The sequence below is a fragment of the Actinoplanes sp. NPDC026670 genome (genome assembly GCF_040638175.1).
GTDB lineage: Bacteria > Actinomycetota > Actinomycetes > Mycobacteriales > Micromonosporaceae > Actinoplanes.
Genome location: NZ_JBEZXU010000038.1, coordinates 20,365 through 38,800 on the forward strand (window position 1 = coordinate 20,365; position 18,436 = coordinate 38,800).

An 18,436-nucleotide genomic window follows, 5' to 3' on the forward strand; every position below is an offset into this window, starting at 1 on the left:
CCACGCAATCACTCTTGCGGGTCGGCATGGTCGGCTACGCGTTCATGGGCGCCGCGCACTCCCAGGCGTGGCGCACCGTGAACCGCGTGTTCGAGCTGCCGCTGCACGTCCGGATGACGGCGGTCTGCGGCCGGGACGAGGCGAACGTCGCCGCGGCCGCGGCCCGGCTCGGCTGGCAGGAACACACCACCGACTGGCGGTCACTGGTGACCAGGGACGACATCGACCTGATCGACGTCTGCACACCTGGTGACAGCCACGCCGAGATCGCGATCGCGGCCCTCGCAGCGGGCAAACACGTCCTCTGCGAGAAGCCACTGGCGAACACCATCACCGAGGCCCGGGAGATGGCCGCCGCGGCCGCCCGCGCCGAGGCGAACGGCGTCCGGTCGATGTGCGGCTTCAACTACCGCCGGGTTCCCGCGGTCACCCTGATGCGGCGGATGGTCGCCGACGGGCGGATCGGCGACATCCGGCACATCCGGGCCGTCTACCTCCAGGACTGGATCACCGATCCACAGTTCCCGCTGGTCTGGCGGTTGCAGAAGGACAAGGCGGGCTCCGGCGCCCTCGGCGACATCGGGGCGCACATCATCGATCTCACCCAGTTCGTCTCCGGTCAGCGCATCACCGGGGTGACCGCGCTGACCGAGACGTTCGTCAAGGAACGGCCGCTGCCGCAGGCCTCCAGCGGGCTCAGCGCCTCCACCGAGGAGAACGGCGGCAGCGGTACGGCCACCGGCCCCGTCACCGTCGACGACGCCGCGCTGTTCCTGGCCCGGCTGGACGGCGGCGCGATCGCCACCTACGAGGCCACCCGGTTCGCCACCGGCCGCAAGAACGGGCTGCGCGTGGAGATCAACGGCTCGCGCGGGTCGGTGGCGTTCGACTTCGAGCGGATGAACGAGCTGGAGTTCTACGACGCCACCGAACCGTCCGGCGAACAGGGCTTCACCCGCATCCTGGTGACCGAACCCGATCACCCGTACCTGTCGGCGTGGTGGCCGCCCGGCCACGGCATCGGCTACGAGCACGCCTTCACCCACCAGGCCCGCGACCTCGTCGAAGCGATTGCCACCGGAGGCGAGCCGACCCCGTCGTTCACCGACGCGCTTCAGGTGCAACTGGTGCTGGACGCGGTCATCCGCTCCGCCGGCCACGGCTCCGGCTGGACCGACGTGGAGCCGATCCTCGCGGAGGTGGCCGCCTGACCACTGCTGCCTGATCGATGCCGCATGAACCTCCCCGCCGCCCGCGAGGGTCCGGCCACGGTGCGCCCCGTGACCGGACGGGCGGCGAGGAGAAAACCACCACCCGGCGACGGTACGGAGGGGATTCCCGTACCCGGGCCGGGTGGCCGATGACCGGCGGGCGGAGCCGGAACGCCGCACCGGCTCCGCCTGTCGCCGCACGAGCCGCCAACGAATCGTCGCCACGAATCGGAGGAGTCATGTCCCTGGGTGTCTGGCTGGTCGGCGGCCGCGGAAGTGTCGCGGTCACCAGCATCGTCGGAGCTCTCGCCCTGCGCGCCGGCCTGGCCGCGCCGACCGGCTGCGTCACCGAACTACCCGATCTGAACAGCGCCGCCCTGCCCGGGTTCGGCGACCTCGTCTTCGGTGGCCACGACCCGTCGGCGGTGCCGCTGACCAAGAAGGCCGAGGCCCTCGCCGACGCCGGAGTGGTCCCGGCGTCGCTGGTGGCGGCCGTGCACACCGACCTCACCGCGGTGGACGCCGACGTCCGGTCGCTGCCGCACGCCGCCACCCAGGCGGCGACCGCCGGGCTGATCGTCGCCGACCTGGTGGAGTTCCGGGAACGGCACGGCCTGGACCGGGTCGTCGTCATCAACGTCGCCTCCACCGAGCCGGTCCCGGACGACGATCCGGCGTACGCGAGTCTCGCCCGGCTCGAAGCGGCGATGACCGGCGAGCGGCCGGTGCTGCCGCCCAGTGCCCTCTACGCCTACGCCGCCCTGCGAGCCGGCTGCCCCTACGTCGACTTCACGCCGTCCACCGGCGCCCGCCTGCCCGCGCTGGACGAACTCGCCCGCCGGCAGCGGCTGCCCTACGGCGGCCGGGACGGCAAGACCGGCGAGACCCTGCTCAAGTCGGTGCTCGCGCCGATGTTCGCCCAGCGGCACCTCGACGTGCGCACCTGGACCGGGATCAACCTGCTCGGCGGCGGTGACGGGGCCAACCTCGCCGACCCGGCGGCCAACAGCGCCAAGAGCGCCAGCAAACAGCGGGTGCTCCAGGAGACGCTCGGGCAGCAGCCGCAGGGCACGGTCCGGATCGAGTACGTCGAGGACATCGGCAACTTCAAGACCGCCTGGGATCTGGTCACGTTCGCCGGGTTCCTGGGCACCCGGATGCGCCTGGAGTTCACCTGGCACGGCTGTGACTCGGCGCTGGCTGCCCCGCTCGTGCTGGACCTGGCCCGGCTGACCGCGGCCGCCCACGCCGCCGGACGGTCCGGGCCGCTCACCGAGCTGGCCTTCTTCTTCAAGGACCCACTCGGCGACGTCCCGCACGGCCTCGCCGACCAGTGGCGGCTGCTGGTCGACTTCGCCGCCGCTCTCACCCCGGCCGACGAGGCCCCGGCCGCGCCGAGCCAAGGCCCGGCGGCGGGCGAGACGCCGGAAGCCGCGGACGGCGCGGCATGACCCGCTGGCGGGACATCGCCCGGCTGGTCCGCGCGCCGGCCGCCCTGTCGGTGCCGGGAGACGTCGTTGCCGGCGCCGCGGCCGCGGGCACGTTGCGGCCGCGGACGCTGGGGCTGGCCGGGGCGTCGGTCTGTCTCTACTGGGCCGGGATGGCCGCCAACGACTGGGCCGACCGGCACATCGACGCGGTCGAGCGCCCGGGACGGCCCATCCCGTCCGGGCGGGTCAGCCCGAACACCGCGCTCGGCATCGCCGCCGGACTGACCGGCGCGGGCCTGGCCCTGGCCGCGGCCGCCGGGGGCCGGCGGGCGCTCGCCGTCGCGGCGCCCCTGGCCGGGGCGGTCTGGACCTATGACCTGGCAGCCAAGAACACCGTGGCGGGACCGGCCGTGATGGCGGCCTGCCGTGGCCTCGACGTGCTGCTCGGTGTCGGCCACGGGCGGCATCGGGCAGCGCTGCCGGCGGCGCTCACGGTGGCGGCTCACACGTACCTGATCACGATGTTGTCCCGCCGCGAGACGACCGGCGCCGATGCCGCGCTGCCCTCGGTGACCCTCGCCGGCACCGCGGTCGTCGCCGGACTGGCCGCGTCGCGGCAGGCGCCGGCGGCCGGGCTGCTCTCGGCCTGGTATGCGGCTCGGTTCGGTGCGGCCCAGCAGCGTGCGCTGGCCCGGCCGGACGCGGCGGCGCTGCAGAACGCGGTGGCCGCCGGGATCACCGCGTTCCCGGCGTTGCAGGGCGCCCTGACCGCCCGGGCCGGGGCCCCGGTCGCGGGAGTCGCGGTCGCGGGCGCCGCAGTCGCCGCGAAACACCTGGCGAAGGTGGTGAGTCCGACATGATTCCCGTGGGGGAGCCCGACCGGAATAAGCCCGACGCTGGCACTTCGGCTGATAAATCCAGAAAAATCGGGCAAGGAGGTCAAGGGCTGCGGTTCGGTTACGGGACGAACGGGTTCGCCAACCATCGGCTCGATGACGCGCTTTCGGTGATCGCCGACCTCGGCTACGACGGGGTGGCGCTCACGCTCGACACCGATCACCTCGACCCGTTCGCGGACGAGCTGCCCCGCCGGGTCGCCGCGGTCGGCCGACGGCTGGAGCAGCTGGGCCTCGGCGTGGTGATCGAGACCGGTGCCCGCTACCTGCTCGACCCGTGGCGCAAGCACTCGCCGACCCTGCTGGAGGAGGGCCGTGAGCTGCGGCTCGACTTCCTGCGCCGGGCCATCGACATCGGCGCCGACCTGGGCGCCGAGGCGGTGTCGTTCTGGGCCGGCGTCAAACCGGCGGACGTCGACGGGTCGACCGCCTGGGACCGGCTCGTCGACGGCTGCGCGGAGACCCTGGACCGGGCGCGGCGCAAGGATGTGACGCTCGGCTTCGAACCGGAACCGGGCATGCTCGTCGACGACATCGCGGCCTGGCGGAAACTGCACGCCGCGCTGGGGTCGCCCGCCGGGTTCGGCATCACCCTCGACATCGGGCACTGCCGCTGCCTGGAGCCCGACCCGGTCCCCGACTGTGTCACCGCGGTCGCCGGCCACCTGGTCAACGTGCAGATCGACGACATGCGGCGGGGCACCCACGAGCACCTCGAGTTCGGCACCGGGGAGATCGACTTCCCGCCGGTGCTGGCCGCCCTGTCCGCCGCCGGATACACCGGCCTGGTAGCCGTGGAGCTGCCTCGCCATTCCCATGCCGCCCCCGCGGTGGCGGCAGCTTCTCTGGACTTCCTGCGATCTTGTTGAGTTCCGGCGCACCGTCGTCGCGGAACTCCACAGGATCGAGATTCGATGGGAGGAGACGTTGTGGAAGACAATGCCTGGCTGGCCGACGCTGTCGCGCGAGTCGGAGCCGACCCGGCCGCGATCGTGCGGGCGTTCGCCGCGGCGGGCCGCCACTGCGACGACGCGGCCGCCGCCCGCGCCCGGCTGCTGCGGGCCCTGCCACCGGACGTGCTGCCCTACTGGATCGACGACCTCTACCGGCACGGCGACACCAACGAGAAGCTCGCGATCCTCACCGCGCTGCCCGGCCTGCCGCTCGGCGCCGAGGCCGTCCCGCTGCTGCACGACGCGATCCGCACCAACGACACCCGGCTCCTCGCGGCCGCCCTCGGCCCGTACGCCGGGCGCCTCGACCAGCACGCGTGGCGGCACGCCGTACTCAAGTGCGTTTTTCTGGCCGTACCCCTCGAGGTCGTGTCCGACCTGGACCGACGGGCCGACCGTGAGCTGACCGCGATGGTCGCCGCTCTGCGCGCGGAGCGCGAAGCGGCCGGACGGCGGCTGCCGGACGACGCGTATCGCCTGCTCGACCCCATCCCCTGAACGCCCTGGAGGTCCCGTGCGCATCCTCGACCCGCATATCCACATGACCTCACGCACCACCGACGACTACCAGCGGATGGCCGCCGCCGGTGTCCGGGCCGTCGTCGAACCCGCGTTCTGGCTGGGCCAGCCGCGGACGAACCCGGGCTCGTTCGCCGACTACTTCGACTCGCTGGTCGGGTGGGAGCCGTTCCGGGCCGCCCAGTTCGGCATCCGCCACCACGCCACCATCGCCCTCAACCCGAAGGAGGCGAACGACCCGCGCTGCCGTCCGGTGCTCGACCTGGTGCCGCGCTACCTGGACAAGGACGCGGTGGTCGCGGTCGGGGAGATCGGGTACGACTCGATGACCCCCGAGGAGGACGAGGCGTTCACCAGGCAGCTGGCGATGGCCGTCGAGCACGAACTGCCGGCGCTGGTGCACACCCCGCACCGGGACAAGGCGCACGGTGTGAAACGGACCCTGGACGTGGTCCGGGAGAGCGGCATCGACCCGGGCCGGGTGGTCGTCGACCATCTCAACGAGGTGACCGTCGCCGCCGTGCACGACTCCGGCTGCTGGATGGGGTTCTCCATCTACCCGGACACCAAGATGTCGCCGTCCCGGATGGTGGAGATCCTGCGCGAGCACGGGCTGGACCGGGTGCTGGTCAACTCGGCCGCCGACTGGGGGAGGTCGGATCCGCTGCTCACCGTGCGGACCGGGGAGGCGATGCTGGCGGCCGGGTTCACCGACGACGACGTGGACCGGGTGCTGTGGCGTAATCCCGTCGAGTTCTACGGGCAGTCCGGGCGGCTCGACCTCAGCGATCTCGGCGACACCGGACCGCTCTTCGAGGGCAGCTCGATCCTGCGAGGGGGAAGCTGATGCGGCTGCGCCGACCGGACGGCCGCCAGGTGCACCTGAGCTACTGCACCAACGTGCATCCGGCCGAGGACCTGCCCGGGATCATCGGGCAGCTGGACACGTACGCCGTACCCGTGCGTGAACGTCTCGCCGCCGACGTGCTCGGCCTCGGTCTGTGGCTGGCCGCCCCGGTGGCCGCCGCCCTGGCCGACGACGGCGCGGCCCGGCGGTTGCTGCGTCGCGAGCTCGACGCCCGTGGCCTGGAGGTGGTGACCCTCAACGGCTTCCCCTACGAGGCGTTCCAGGCGCCGGTGGTCAAACACGCCGTCTACCGGCCGGACTGGACCACCACGGCCCGCCTCGACTACACCCTCGACCTGGCCCGGGTCCTGGTCGACCTGCTGCCCGACGACGCCGAACGCGGTTCGGTGTCGACACTGCCGCTGGCCTGGCGCGAGCCGTGGCCGCAGGCTCAGCGCGACGCCGCCCGGCACATGCTCGACCGGCTCGCCGGCGGGCTGGCCGAGATCGCCTGGCAGACCGGCCGGGTAGTACGGGTCGCGTTCGAACCCGAGCCGGGCTGTGTCGCCGAGACCACCGCCCAGGCCGTCGACATGCTCGCCGGAACCGACACCGACCGGCTCGGCGTCTGCCTCGACCTGGCCCATCTGGCCTGCGCCTGGGAGGACCCCGTCGAAGCTGTGAAGAGGCTGGCCACGGCCGGGATCCCGGTGGTGAAGGTGCAGGTGTCGGCCGCGCTGGAGGTGGCCGATCCGGTCGCCGCCCGGCCGGTGCTGGAGCAGTATGCCGAGCCGCGGTTCCTGCACCAGACCCGCAGCGCCGCCGGGCACGCCTGCGACGACCTGGACATCGCCCTGACCGAGAACCCGCCGGGGCCGTGGCGGATCCATTTCCACGTCCCGCTGCACGTGCCACCGGCGCCACCGCTGACCGCCACCACACCACAGCTGACCGTCGTCGACTGCGATCACTTCGATGTGGAGACCTACACCTGGGACGTCCTGCCGGCCGGGCAGCGTCCCACCTCGCCCGCGGAACTGGCCGACGGCATCGCCGGTGAACTGGCCTGGACCCGCGACCAGCTGACCGGGGTGCAGTGATGACGAAACTCGTGGTCCTCGACGTGGTCGGACTGACCCCGCGCCTGCTCGAACACATGCCCCGGCTGCGGTCGATCGGCGCCGCCGCCCGGCTCGACCCGGTGCTCCCGGCGGTCACCTGCAGCGTGCAGGCCACCCTGCTGACCGGCGAGACCCCGGCCGGGCACGGCATCGTCGGCAACGGCTGGTACTTCCGCGACCTGGGCGAGGTGTTCCTCTGGCGCCAGCACAACGCCCTGGTCGGCGGGGAGAAGGTCTGGCAGGCCGCGCGCCGCACCGATCCCGGTTACACGGTCGCCAACATCTGCTGGTGGTACGCCATGGGCGCGGACGTCGACTGGACCGTCACGCCCCGCCCGGTCTATCACGCCGACGGGCGCAAGGACCCGGACTGCTACACCGACCCGCCCGAGTTGCACGACGACCTGACGGCGGCGCTCGGCACGTTCCCGCTCTTCTCCTACTGGGGTCCGGGCGCGGGCCTGGAGTCGTCGCGCTGGATCTGCCGGGCCGCAGAGCGGGTGATGGCCGCCCACGACCCCGACCTGACCCTGGTCTACGTCCCACACCTCGACTACGACCTGCAACGTCACGGCCCGGACGACATCCGTGCGGCGGCCGCGGCGGCCGAGCTCGACGTGGTGCTCAGCCCGCTGCTGGACGCCGCTGAGGCCCGTGGGGCGACGATCGTGGCGCTCTCCGAGTACGGCATCACCCCGGTCCGGCGGCCGGTCGACGTGAACCGGCTGCTGCGGGAGAACGGCCTGCTCCGGGTGCACACCCAGGCAGGCATGGAGTACCTGGACCCGTGGACGTCCCGGGCGTTCGCCGTCGCCGACCACCAGATCGCCCACGTGTACGTACGTGACCCGGCCGACGTGCCGAAGGTGGCGGCCCTGCTCGGTGACCTGCCGGGGGTGGCCGAGGTGCACGACGGCCTGGGTCACGAGCGGTCCGGCGAGCTGGTGCTGGTCGCCGACCCGGACGCGTGGTTCACCTACTACTACTGGCTCGACGACGACCTGGCTCCGGACTTCGCCCGCCTGGTCGACATCCACCGCAAGCCCGGTTACGACCCGGCCGAGCTGTTCTTCGATCCGGCCGATCCAGGCGGCGCGAAACGGCGGGCCGCGGTGGCGCTGGCCCGCAAGAAGCTCGGCATGCGCTACCTGATGCAGGTCGTCGGCCTGGACGCGGGCGCCCGGGCGGTCCGCGGCTCGCACGGCCGGCTGCCCGACCGGGCCGAGGACGCGCCGGTGCTGCTGTGCTCGGATCCGTCGGTGGCCGTCGACCGGATCGCCGCGACCGAGGTGAAGAGCCTGCTGTTGCGCCTGGCCGGCCGGTAGGGGAGGGGCCGTGACACTGCGGGCCCGATTCGACGCCCGGCTCGCCGACTTCCTGACCGATCAGGGCCCGCAGTGGCCCGAGGGCACCCCGCGCGGCCTGTTCAGCACGATCCAGCGGTTCGTGCTGGCCGGCGGCAAACGGCTGCGCCCGAAGTTCTGCTACTGGGGCTGGCGCAGCGCCGGCGGCGAGGACGGCCCCGGGATCGTCACCGCCGCCGCCGCGCTGGAGATCTTCCACGCGTTCGCGCTGATCCACGACGACATCATGGACGGCAGCGAACGCCGCCGGGGCGAGCCGTCGATGCACGCCCTCTTCGCCGACCTGCACACCAGGTCGGCGTGGCGGGGTGACCCGGAACGTTACGGGCGCAACACCGCGCTGCTCTGCGGCGACCTGTGCGCGGCCTGGGCGGACCAGATGTTCCACGGCTGCGGGCTCAGCGACGAGCAGATCAGCCGGGGGTATGCGGTGTTCGCCGCGATGCGTACCGAGGTGATCGCCGGCCAGTACCTGGATCTGGTCTCCGGGGTCGGCGACGGCTCGGCGGCCAGCGCGCTGACCGTGATCCGGCTCAAGGCGGCCCGGTACACGGTGACCCGGCCGCTGCAGATCGGCGCCGCCCTGGCCGGCGCCGACGACAAGCTGCTGGAGACGTACGCCGCGTTCGGTGACCCGCTCGGTGACGCGTTCCAGCTGCGTGACGACGTGCTGGGGGTCTTCGGCGACCCGGCGGTGACCGGCAAGTCGATAGTGGACGACCTGCGTGAGGGCAAACGCACCGTGATGATCGCGCTGGCCCGGGAGGCGGCCGACTTCCACCAGGCGGCCCGGATCCGGAAGCTGCTCGGCAGCCCGGGGCTGGACGAGGACGGCGCGGACGAGCTGCGCCGGATCATCGTCGGGACGGGCGCCCTGGACGGTGTCGAGCGGCTGATCGAGCTGCGGGTAGGCGCGGCGATGTCGGCGCTGGCCGGGGCCGGGATCCCGGCCGAGGTGGAGGCGGCGCTGACCGCCCTGGCCTACGAGACGGTTCACCGCCAGCGTTGAAAAGTTCCGCACGTAGTGACAAAAGTCGATGGTTTCAATAGTGTTTCAGAACGCCGGCGGCGCGGCGACGCAAATCCTTGTTTCGAAGGGATGGCAGAGCTATGCCCGTTTCGTCGCGCCGACCATGGTGGGCCGTCGTGATCCTGTTGTCCGTGTTCGCCGCCGCCCCGGCTCAGGCCCATCCGGTCGACCCGGCCGACTTCCAGCAGGTCACCCTGGCCAAGGGCGAACCCGAGGTGGGCGAGCCGATGAGCCTCGCCGTGCTGCCGGACCGGTCCGTCCTGCACACCTCCCGCAACGGCACCCTGCGCCGCACCGACGCGGCCGGCAACACCGCGGTCGTCGGCACCCTCGCCGTCTACGCCCACGACGAGGAGGGCCTCCAGGGTGTCGGCGTCGACCCCGGCTTCGCGGCCAACCGGTTCATCTACCTCTACTACGCGCCGCCGCTGAGCACCCCGGCCGGCGACGCCCCGGACACCGGCACCGACTTCTCGGCCTGGAACGGCGTCAACCGGCTCTCCCGGTTCACCCTGACCGCGGACTGGAAGCTCAGCGCCGAGCGGACCGTCCTCGACGTGCCCGCCTCCCGCGGCATCTGCTGCCACGTCGGCGGCGACATCGACTTCGACGCGGCCGGCAACCTCTACCTGTCGACAGGCGACGACAGCAATCCGTTCCAGTCCGACGGCTACGCGCCCCTGGACGAGCGCACCAACCGCAACCCGGCCTTCGACGCCCAGCGGACCGCCGGCAACACCAACGACCTGCGCGGCAAGATCCTGCGCATCAAGGTCGCCGCGGACGGCACGTACACCTCGCCGGCCGGCAACATGTTCGCCCCCGGGACGGCCGGGACCCGGCCCGAGATCTACGCGATGGGCTTCCGCAACCCGTTCCGGATGACCGTCGACAAGGCCACCGGCGTGGTCTACGTCGGTGACTACGGCCCGGACGCCGGCTCGTCGTCGGCCCGTGGGCCCAGCGGCCAGGTCGAGTTCGACCGGGTCACCGGTCCCGGTTTCTACGGCTGGCCGTACTGCACCGGCACCAACACCGCGGCCGAGACCTACGCCGACTTCAACTTCGCCACCGGCGCCGTCGGCGCCAAGTTCAACTGCGCGGCCGGGCCGGTCAACAACTCACCGCGCAACACCGGCCTCGGCACGCTGCCGGCCGCCAAGACCTCCTGGATCCGGTACGGCGGAGACGCCGGCACCCCGGCCGAGTTCGGCGGCGGCTCGGAATCCCCGATGGGCGGCCCGGTCTACCGCTACGACGCCGCGAACCCGTCCACCACGAAGTTCCCGCAGTCACTGGACGGCCACTTCTTCGCCGCCGAGTTCGGCCGGGGCTGGATCAAGCCGATCCACGTCGGCAGCGACGGCGCGGCCGGCGAGATCTCGAACTTCACCTGGAACGGCAAGCAGGTCATGGACCTCGCGTTCGGTCCCGACGGCGCGCTCTACGTGCTCGACTACGGCACCGGCTACTTCAGCGGAGACGAGAACTCGGCGCTGTACCGCTACGACCACGTCGGCGGCGGCAACAAGGCCCCGACTGCGAACGCGACAAGCGACCGGACGTCCGGCCAGGCCCCGCTGACGGTCCAGTTCTCGTCGGCCGGCTCGACCGACCCGGAGGGCTCGGCGCTCACCTACGCCTGGAACTTCGGCGACGGCGGCACCTCCACGGCGGCCAACCCGTCGCACACGTTCACCGGCAACGGCGCCTACAACGTCACCCTCACCGTGACCGACCCGCAGGGCGCGTCGGGCAGCGACAGCGTCCAGATCGGCGTCGGCAACACCGCCCCGGCGGTACGGATCAACGCCCCCGGCAACGGTCAGGTCTTCAACTTCGGCGACACCATCGCCTACTCGGTGACCGTGACCGACCCGGAGGACCCGTCGATCGACTGCGCCCGGGTCAAGATGACCTACGTGCTCGGCCACGACCAGCACGGGCACCAGATCACCTCGAAGACCGGCTGCACCGGCTCATTGACCATCCCGGTCGACGGCGAGCACGACACCGCGGCCAACATCTTCGCGGTCTTCGACGCCGAGTACACCGACGCGGGTGGCCTCACCACCCACACCCAGCACACCCTCCAGCCCGCGCACCGGCAGGCCGAGCACTACCGGACGTCGGCCGGAGTGGGCGTGTTCAGCAAGCCGGAGGCCGAGGGCGGCAAGACCGTCGGCGACATCCACAACGGCGACTGGATCGCGTTCGAGCCGTACCAGCTGGGCAACGTCACCAGGGTCACCGCCCGGGTGTCGTCGGCCGGGGCCGGTGGCACGCTCCAGGTCCGGGCCGGCTCGGCCACCGGGACCGTGCTCGGCTCGGCGACCGTGCCGGTGACCGGCGGCTGGAACGTCTTCACCGACGTCAGCGCCACGATCACCGGCCCGCCGGCCGGAACCACCACGCTGTACCTGACGTTCAGCGGCGGCGCCGGCGCGCTGTTCGACGTCGACGCGTTCACGTTCGCCACCGCCCGTACCGGCCCGGTCGTCGGCCTCGCCGGAAAGTGCCTGGACATCAGTGGTGGCGGCAGCGCCGACGGCACCAAGATCCAGCTCTACACCTGCAACGGCTCCGGCGCGCAGGCGTGGTCGGTCAACGGGCAGGTGCTGCGCAACCCGCAGTCCGGCAAGTGCCTGGACGTAGCCGGCGGCAACACCGCCAACGGCACCAAGGCGCAGCTGTGGACCTGCAACGGCACCGCCGCCCAGAACTGGACCGCCCAGGCCGACCGGACGCTGCGCAACCCGGTGTCCGGCCGGTGCCTGGACGTGTCCCAGAACAACTCCGCCGACGGCCAGCAGATCCACATCTGGGACTGCCTCGGCGCCGCCAACCAGCAGTGGACCCTGCCTCAGTGAGGAGAGAGACCATGCTCAAACGTGTACTCACGGCCGTGTTGACCACCGTGGCCTGCACCGCCGCGGCGACGCCCGCCGTCGCCGCCGACCCCGCCTACGACGTCCTCGTCTTCTCCAAGACCGCCGGATTCCGGCACGACTCGATCGCCGCCGGTGTCCAGGCCATCCGGGACCTGGGCGCGGCGAACAACTTCACGGTCACCGCCACCGAGGACGCGACCGCGTTCAACGCCGCCAACCTGGCCCGGTTCGAGACCGTCGTCTTCCTCAACACCACCGGCGACGTCCTGGACGCCACCCAGCAGACCGCGTTCGAGTCCTACATCCGCGCCGGTGGCGGCTACACCGGGGTGCACGCGGCGGCCGACACCGAGTACGACTGGCCCTTCTACGGGCAGCTCGTCGGCGCGTACTTCGCCTCCCACCCGGCCGTCCAGCAGGCCACGGTCAAGGTCGAGGACCGGGCGCACGCGGCCACCGCGCACCTGCCGCAGTCCTGGCCGCGTACCGACGAGTGGTACGACTACCGCACCAACGCCCGCACCACCGCGCACGTGCTGGCCACCCTCGACGAGGGCTCCTACTCGGGCGGCACGATGGGCTCCGACCACCCGCACGCCTGGTGCAAGACGGTCGACGCGGGCCGCTCCTTCTACACCGGGGGCGGGCACACCCAGTCGGCGTACGGCGAGACCGCCTTCCGGGCCTACCTGCTCGGCGGCATCCGGTACACGGCCAAGCGCACGAACGCCGACTGCCGCCCGGAGACCGGCTACACCACCCTCTACAACGGATCCACGACCGGCTGGTCGCAGGCCGGGCCGGGCGCCTTCACCAACACCGACGCCACCTTGACGTCGACCGGCGGCATGGGCCTGTTCTGGCACTCGGCGAAGCAGTTCACCAGCTACTCGCTCAAGCTCGACTGGAAGCTGGCCGGGGACGACAACACAGGTGTCTTCATCGGGTTCCCGCCGTCGGCCGATCCCTGGTCGGCGGTCGGCAACGGCTACGAGATCCAGATCGACGCCACCGACGCGGCCGATCGCACCACCGGTTCGGTCTACACGTTCAAGGCGGCCGACATCGCCGCGCGCGACGCCGCGCTCAACCCGCCGGGGGAGTGGAACACCTACGAGCTCCTGGTCGAGGGCGAGCGTCTCCAGGTCTTCCTCAACAGCGTCAAGATCAACGACTTCACCAACACCGATCCGGTACGGTCGCTCGCCGGCCACATCGGCATCCAGAACCACGGTGACGGCGACGACGCGTCGTTCCGCAACATCCGGATCAAGGAACTGGGCGGGCCCGTCCCGACCGGCGGCCCGGTCGTCGGGCTGGCCGGCAAGTGCCTCGACATCAGCAACGGCGGCTCGGCCGACGGCACCAAGATCCAGCTCTGGACCTGCAACGGCTCCGGCGCCCAGCGCTGGCAGATCAGCGGCCAGGTCTGGCGCAACCCGCAGTCCGGCAAGTGCCTGGACGTAGCCGGCGGCGGCACCGCCAACGGCACCAAGGCGCAACTCTGGACCTGCAACGGCAGCGGGGCGCAGAACTGGGTGGCCCAGTCCAACGGCACGGTCCGTAACCCGCAGTCCGGAAAGTGCCTGGACGTGTCGCAGAACAGCTCGGCCGACGGCCAGCAGATCCACATCTGGGACTGTCACACCGGCGCCAACCAACAGTGGCGTCTTCCCTAGACGTACCACCGCGATTAGGGTGGGTTGCGGTGACCGTGGACACAGCGGTGTCCGGGAGCGGGAGGCGCAACCCACCCCGGCATGCCCGCCGCGACCTGTCCTGACCGTGTTCACCCTCGCCGGCTCCTCGCGCCGGGTTTGAATCCCGTGTACCGCTCCTGGGACGCCGCTGCGAGGAAGTGAGAACATGGCGCGACCGATCACGCTGTTCACCGGCCAGTGGGCCGATCTGCCGTTCGACGAGGTGTGCCGGCTGGCCTCCGGCTGGGGCTACGACGGCCTGGAGATCGCCTGCTGGGGCGACCACTTCGAGGTCGACAAGGCGCTCGCCGACGACGGCTACATCGAACGTAAACGCGAGACCCTGGCCAAGCACAACCTCCAGGTCTTCGCGATCTCCAACCACCTGGTCGGGCAGGCCGTCTGCGACCACCCGATCGACGAACGGCACCAGGACATCCTGCCCGCCCGGATCTGGGGCGACGGCGAACCCGAGGGTGTGCGCCGCCGGGCCGCCGAGGAGATCAAGGACACCGCCCGGGCCGCGGCGGCGCTCGGGGTGCGTACCGTCGTCGGCTTCACCGGATCGTCGATCTGGCACACGCTGGCGATGTTCCCGCCGGTCCCGCCGTCGATGATCGAGCGTGGCTACCAGGACTTCGCGGACCGGTGGAACCCGATCCTCGACGTCTTCGACGAGGTGGGCGTGCGGTTCGCGCACGAGGTGCACCCCAGTGAGATCGCCTACGACTACTGGACCACCAAGCGTGCCCTGGAGGCGATCGGGCACCGGCCCGCCTTCGGCCTCAACTGGGACCCGTCGCACTTCGTGTGGCAGGAGCTCGACCCGGTCAACTTCATCTTCGACTTCGCCGATCGCATCTACCACGTGGACTGCAAGGACGCCAAGGTGCGCACCGGCGACGGCCGGCGCGGCCGGCTCAGCTCCCACCTGCCCTGGGCCGACCTGCGGCGCGGCTGGGACTTCGTCTCCACCGGTCACGGCGACGTGCCGTGGGAGGACTGCTTCCGGGCGCTGAACGCGATCGGCTACGACGGCCCGATCTCCATCGAGTGGGAGGACGCCGGCATGGACCGCCTGGTCGGCGCGCCGGAGGCGTTGCAGTTCGTGCGCCGGCTGGCGTTCGACGCCCCGTCGGCGGCGTTCGACGCGGCCTTCTCCTCCAACCAGTAGCCGGTCGCTGTCCCTCGGGGGCCGGGCGTGATCGCGCCCGGCCACTCCTCCCTGCCCTTTTGTCGCTGCCAACGAAAGTTACATTGTTTCATTCAGATGTTTCTCTAGTGACGAACGTAAATTGGCGGTAGCGTGCGGTACGGAAGCCACTCTGCACAAAAGTTGCCGCATGTGGGCTCCGTCATCGCCCGCATGCCATCCGTGTTCCCCGCCGAAACCGGAGGCACCACCGCATGCACGAGTCACAGTCCCGCCAGTCCGCCCTGAGCCGCCGTAACCTGCTGGGCGCCGCGGCCGTGGGCGCCGCCGCCATCGGAGCGTCCACCGCGCTCGGCTCGCCGGCCGCCGCCGGTGGTGGCAAGTCCAGTCATCGTGTGCCCCGCGACCAGATCAGCGTGCAGCTCTACACGCTGCGCAATCAGCTGGCCGTCGATCTGGAGGGCAGCTTCACCCAGCTGGCCGCGATCGGCTACACCCGCATCGAGCACGCCGGGTTCGTCGGCCGCACCGCCGCCCAGTTCCGCGCCGCCCTGAACAACGCGGGCCTGCGCGCCACCTCCGGGCACGCCGGCATCCCGCAGCCGTGGAACGCCGAGACCTGGAAGCGCACCCTCGAGGACGCCGCGATCATCGGCAACAAGTACATCGTCCACCCGTACTTCGGCACCGACGCCAACGGCCCGATCCGCAACGGCGCCGTCTACCGCGCTTTCGCCGCCGACCTGAACAAGGCGGGCGAGCTCGCCCGCCGGGCCGGGCTCAGCTTCGGATACCACAACCACCACAACGAGTTCCTGCGCCAGGACGGTGGTGAGCGCACCGGCTTCGACATACTCACCCAGGAGACCGACCCACGCCTGGTCCACCTCGAAGTGGACATCTACTGGGCGTGGCGCGGCGCTGCCGACCCGGTCGATCTGATCGAGAAGAACCGCCACCGGATCAAGCAGGTCCACGTGAAGGACATGAACGTGGGCAGTGGCTTCGCCGACCCCGGCGACGGGCTGATCGACTTCGAGCGGGTCTTCCGCCGGGCCGGTGAAGCGGGGCTCGTCGAGTACATCGTGGAACGCGACGACGCCGGCAGCCCACCCCGTACCCCGGCGCAGGCCCTGGACACCGCCCGCGTCGGCTACCAGTACCTGACCGGGCTGAGGTACTGACATGCGACGACTGCTCACCGCCGCGGCCGCCGCCCTGCTCGCCACCACGCTGGTCACCGGTTTCGGGAACCCCGTCCAGGCCGCCGTGCCACCGGACTCCGACTTCCAGAAGGTGACCCTGAACGACTTCCCGGGCGAGCCGATCGCCCTGGCCGTCCTGCCCGACAAGCGGGTGCTGCACACCGCCCGCAAGGGGCAGATCCGCATCCACGAGCCGAGCACCGGCCGCAACGTCCTGGCCGCCACCCTCCCGGTCTACCTGCACGACGAGGAGGGCGTGCAGGGCATCGCCATCGACCCGGACTTCAGCCGCAACCACTGGGTGTACGTCTACTACTCCCCGGTGCTGAACACCCCGGAGGACGACCCGGCCACACCCAGCGTCAACGAGGGCAACGCCCCGGAGACCGGCACCGCAGCCGACTTCGCCCCGTTCAAGGGGCACCTCCAGCTGTCCCGGTTCAAGCTGCGTGGCAACACCCTCCAGCTGGGCACCGAGCAGAAGATCCTGCAGGTCCCGGTGGACCGCGGCATCTGCTGCCACGTCGGCGGCAAGATCGACTTCGACGGGCACGGCAACCTGTTCCTGTCCACCGGCGACGACACCAACCCGTTCGCCTCGTCCGGCTTCACGCCGATCGACGAGCGCCCGGACCGCAACCCGGCCTTCGACGCCCAGCGCAGCTCGGCCAACACCAACGACCTGCGCGGCAAACTTCTGCGGATCACGGTGAACGCCGACGGCAGCTACTCGATCCCGCGCGGGAACCTCTTCAAGAAGGGCACCCCGAAGACCCGCCCGGAGATCTACGCGATGGGCCTGCGCAACCCGTTCCGCTTCGACGTCGACGAGCGCACCGGTGTCGCCTACCTGGCCGACTACTCGCCCGACGCCAACCAGCCGAACGCCACCCGCGGGCCGGCCGGCCACGGCCGCTGGATGGCCGTCGACAAACCGGCCAACTACGGCTGGCCGTACTGCGTGGGCCCGGACCTGCCCTACGTCGACTACGACTTCGCCACCGGCACGTCCGGCCAGCCGTTCAACTGCGCGCAACCGGTCAACGAGTCGCCGCACAACACCGGGCTGCGCAACCTGCCGCCGGTGGAGAAGGCCGAGGTCGTCTACTCGTACGGCGCGAGCGCCCAGTTCCCACAGCTCGGCACCGGCGGCATCGGCCCGATGGGCGGCCCCGCCTACCAGTACGACAAGCGCAGCAGGTCGGAGACGAAGTGGCCGGCCGGCTTCAGCGGCAAGCCGCTCTTCTACGAGTGGACCCGCGACTACGTCAAGGCGTTCACGCTCGGCGCCGGCAACCAGGTCACCGCGATCGACTCGGTGCTGCCGTCGATCATCTTCGACAACCCGATGGACCTCGAGTTCGGCCCGGACGGCGCGCTCTACGTCCTGGAGTACGGTGACGGCTACTTCTCCGAGAACCCGGAGGCGCAGCTCGCCCGGGTCGACTACGCGCCGCGGGAGAAGACCCCGATCGTGAAGATCAACGCGACGCCCACGGTCGGCTCGGCCCCGTTCACGGTGAACTTCTCCAGCGCCGGAACCGTCGACCCGGACGGCGATCGGCTCCGGTACGCGTGGGACTTCGACGCCGACGGTGACGTCGACTCCCGCCAGGCCAACCCGTCGTACACGTACACCGTGAACGGCGACTACCGGGCCACCCTGAAGGTCACCGACTCCACCGGCCGGTCCGCGTCGGCCGAGTTCCTGCTGCACGTCGGCCCGGTGGCGCCCACCGTCTCGTTCGTGACGCCCGCCGAGGGCCAGCCCTTCGAGTTCGGCGACACGGTGGACTTCGAGGTCGACGTCGTCGACGACAGCCCGGTCAACTGCGCGAACGTCGAGGTCACCTACATCCTCGGCCACGACCAGCACGGCCACCCGCTCTCCACCAGCAGCGGCTGCAGCGGCTCGATCACCACGTTCGTCGACGCCGGCCACGCCGGAGCCGACAACCTGACGGCGGTGTTCGTCGCCGAGTACACCGACGCCGACGGCCAGACCGGCTCGGCCCAGGTGGTCCTCACCCCCGGCGAGTAACACGCTCCGATCATCGGCAGGCCCGGCACCCCGTGCCGGGCCTGCCTCGTCGTGGGGTGACAATCGTGGCGCATT

The 18,436-nt window shown here is 71.3% G+C and carries 14 protein-coding genes; all 14 read left to right on the top strand.

Features of this window, described 5'->3' with window-relative positions; genetic code table 11:
* The first annotated feature begins 26 nt into the window (after positions 1–26).
* The 14 genes from AB0E94_RS31765 to AB0E94_RS31830 all read left to right on the top strand — a co-directional run bounded on the left by AB0E94_RS31765 (position 27) and on the right by AB0E94_RS31830 (position 18,361).
* Entirely contained in the window at positions 27–1,211 is a 1,185-nt protein-coding gene (locus AB0E94_RS31765; protein ID WP_360333972.1) for a Gfo/Idh/MocA family oxidoreductase, read from the top strand.
* A gap of 239 nt (positions 1,212–1,450) precedes the next feature.
* Positions 1,451–2,662: an inositol-3-phosphate synthase gene (locus AB0E94_RS31770; protein WP_360333781.1), complete on the top strand. Its 1,212-nt coding sequence runs from the start codon at positions 1,451–1,453 to the stop codon at positions 2,660–2,662.
* Positions 2,659–3,501 carry an SCO3242 family prenyltransferase gene (locus AB0E94_RS31775; protein WP_360333784.1) on the top strand — a complete coding sequence of 281 codons (843 nt, stop codon included), beginning with the start codon at positions 2,659–2,661 and terminating at the stop codon, positions 3,499–3,501. Before AB0E94_RS31770 ends, AB0E94_RS31775 begins: the two co-directional genes overlap by 4 nt.
* Positions 3,502–3,647: 146 nt before the next feature.
* Positions 3,648–4,406 carry a sugar phosphate isomerase/epimerase family protein gene (locus AB0E94_RS31780; RefSeq protein WP_360333787.1) on the top strand — a complete coding sequence of 253 codons (759 nt, stop codon included), beginning with the start codon at positions 3,648–3,650 and terminating at the stop codon, positions 4,404–4,406.
* 60 nt (positions 4,407–4,466) lie between these two features.
* Positions 4,467–4,988, top strand: a complete 522-nt coding sequence (locus AB0E94_RS31785) for an EboA domain-containing protein (RefSeq protein WP_360333790.1) — start codon at positions 4,467–4,469, stop codon at positions 4,986–4,988.
* A gap of 16 nt (positions 4,989–5,004) precedes the next feature.
* Complete coding sequence (locus AB0E94_RS31790) at positions 5,005–5,856, top strand: TatD family hydrolase (RefSeq protein WP_360333793.1); 852 nt, start codon at positions 5,005–5,007, stop codon at positions 5,854–5,856.
* A complete protein-coding gene (eboE, locus tag AB0E94_RS31795; RefSeq protein WP_360333795.1) occupies positions 5,856–6,956 on the top strand; it encodes a metabolite traffic protein EboE in 1,101 nt (366 codons plus the stop codon). Before AB0E94_RS31790 ends, eboE begins: the two co-directional genes overlap by 1 nt.
* A complete protein-coding gene (locus AB0E94_RS31800) occupies positions 6,953–8,302 on the top strand; it encodes a nucleotide pyrophosphatase/phosphodiesterase family protein (RefSeq protein ID WP_360333798.1) in 1,350 nt (449 codons plus the stop codon). The genes eboE and AB0E94_RS31800 overlap by 4 nt, the downstream gene beginning before the upstream one ends.
* A 10-nt stretch (positions 8,303–8,312) precedes the next feature.
* Positions 8,313–9,350 (top strand): polyprenyl synthetase family protein, encoded by a 1,038-nt coding sequence (locus tag AB0E94_RS31805; RefSeq protein WP_360333800.1) that lies wholly within the window; start codon positions 8,313–8,315, stop codon positions 9,348–9,350.
* A 101-nt stretch (positions 9,351–9,451) separates the two neighbouring features.
* Complete coding sequence (locus AB0E94_RS31810; protein ID WP_360333803.1) at positions 9,452–12,241, top strand: RICIN domain-containing protein; 2,790 nt, start codon at positions 9,452–9,454, stop codon at positions 12,239–12,241.
* A gap of 11 nt (positions 12,242–12,252) precedes the next feature.
* The gene (locus tag AB0E94_RS31815; protein WP_360333805.1) at positions 12,253–13,941 is read left to right on the top strand and encodes a ThuA domain-containing protein; all 1,689 of its coding nucleotides are present in this window, start codon (positions 12,253–12,255) and stop codon (positions 13,939–13,941) included.
* 187 nt (positions 13,942–14,128) lie between these two features.
* Entirely contained in the window at positions 14,129–15,136 is a 1,008-nt protein-coding gene (locus tag AB0E94_RS31820; protein ID WP_360333808.1) for a sugar phosphate isomerase/epimerase family protein, read from the top strand.
* Positions 15,137–15,369: 233 nt separating this feature from the next.
* Entirely contained in the window at positions 15,370–16,299 is a 930-nt protein-coding gene (locus AB0E94_RS31825; RefSeq protein ID WP_360333811.1) for a sugar phosphate isomerase/epimerase, read from the top strand.
* Between the two features lies 1 nt (position 16,300).
* Positions 16,301–18,361: a PQQ-dependent sugar dehydrogenase gene (locus tag AB0E94_RS31830; RefSeq protein ID WP_360333814.1), complete on the top strand. Its 2,061-nt coding sequence runs from the start codon at positions 16,301–16,303 to the stop codon at positions 18,359–18,361.
* The last annotated feature ends 75 nt before the right edge of the window (positions 18,362–18,436 follow it).

Coding starts and splice junctions, on each gene's coding strand:
- AB0E94_RS31765 (WP_360333972.1), top strand. CDS start 27: ATGGTCGGCTACGCGTTCATGGGCGCCGCGCACTCCCAGGCGTGGCGC.
- AB0E94_RS31770 (WP_360333781.1), top strand. CDS start 1,451: ATGTCCCTGGGTGTCTGGCTGGTCGGCGGCCGCGGAAGTGTCGCGGTC.
- AB0E94_RS31775 (WP_360333784.1), top strand. CDS start 2,659: ATGACCCGCTGGCGGGACATCGCCCGGCTGGTCCGCGCGCCGGCCGCC.
- eboE (WP_360333795.1), top strand. CDS start 5,856: ATGCGGCTGCGCCGACCGGACGGCCGCCAGGTGCACCTGAGCTACTGC.
- AB0E94_RS31810 (WP_360333803.1), top strand. CDS start 9,452: ATGCCCGTTTCGTCGCGCCGACCATGGTGGGCCGTCGTGATCCTGTTG.
- AB0E94_RS31815 (WP_360333805.1), top strand. CDS start 12,253: ATGCTCAAACGTGTACTCACGGCCGTGTTGACCACCGTGGCCTGCACC.
- AB0E94_RS31820 (WP_360333808.1), top strand. CDS start 14,129: ATGGCGCGACCGATCACGCTGTTCACCGGCCAGTGGGCCGATCTGCCG.
- AB0E94_RS31825 (WP_360333811.1), top strand. CDS start 15,370: ATGCACGAGTCACAGTCCCGCCAGTCCGCCCTGAGCCGCCGTAACCTG.
- AB0E94_RS31830 (WP_360333814.1), top strand. CDS start 16,301: ATGCGACGACTGCTCACCGCCGCGGCCGCCGCCCTGCTCGCCACCACG.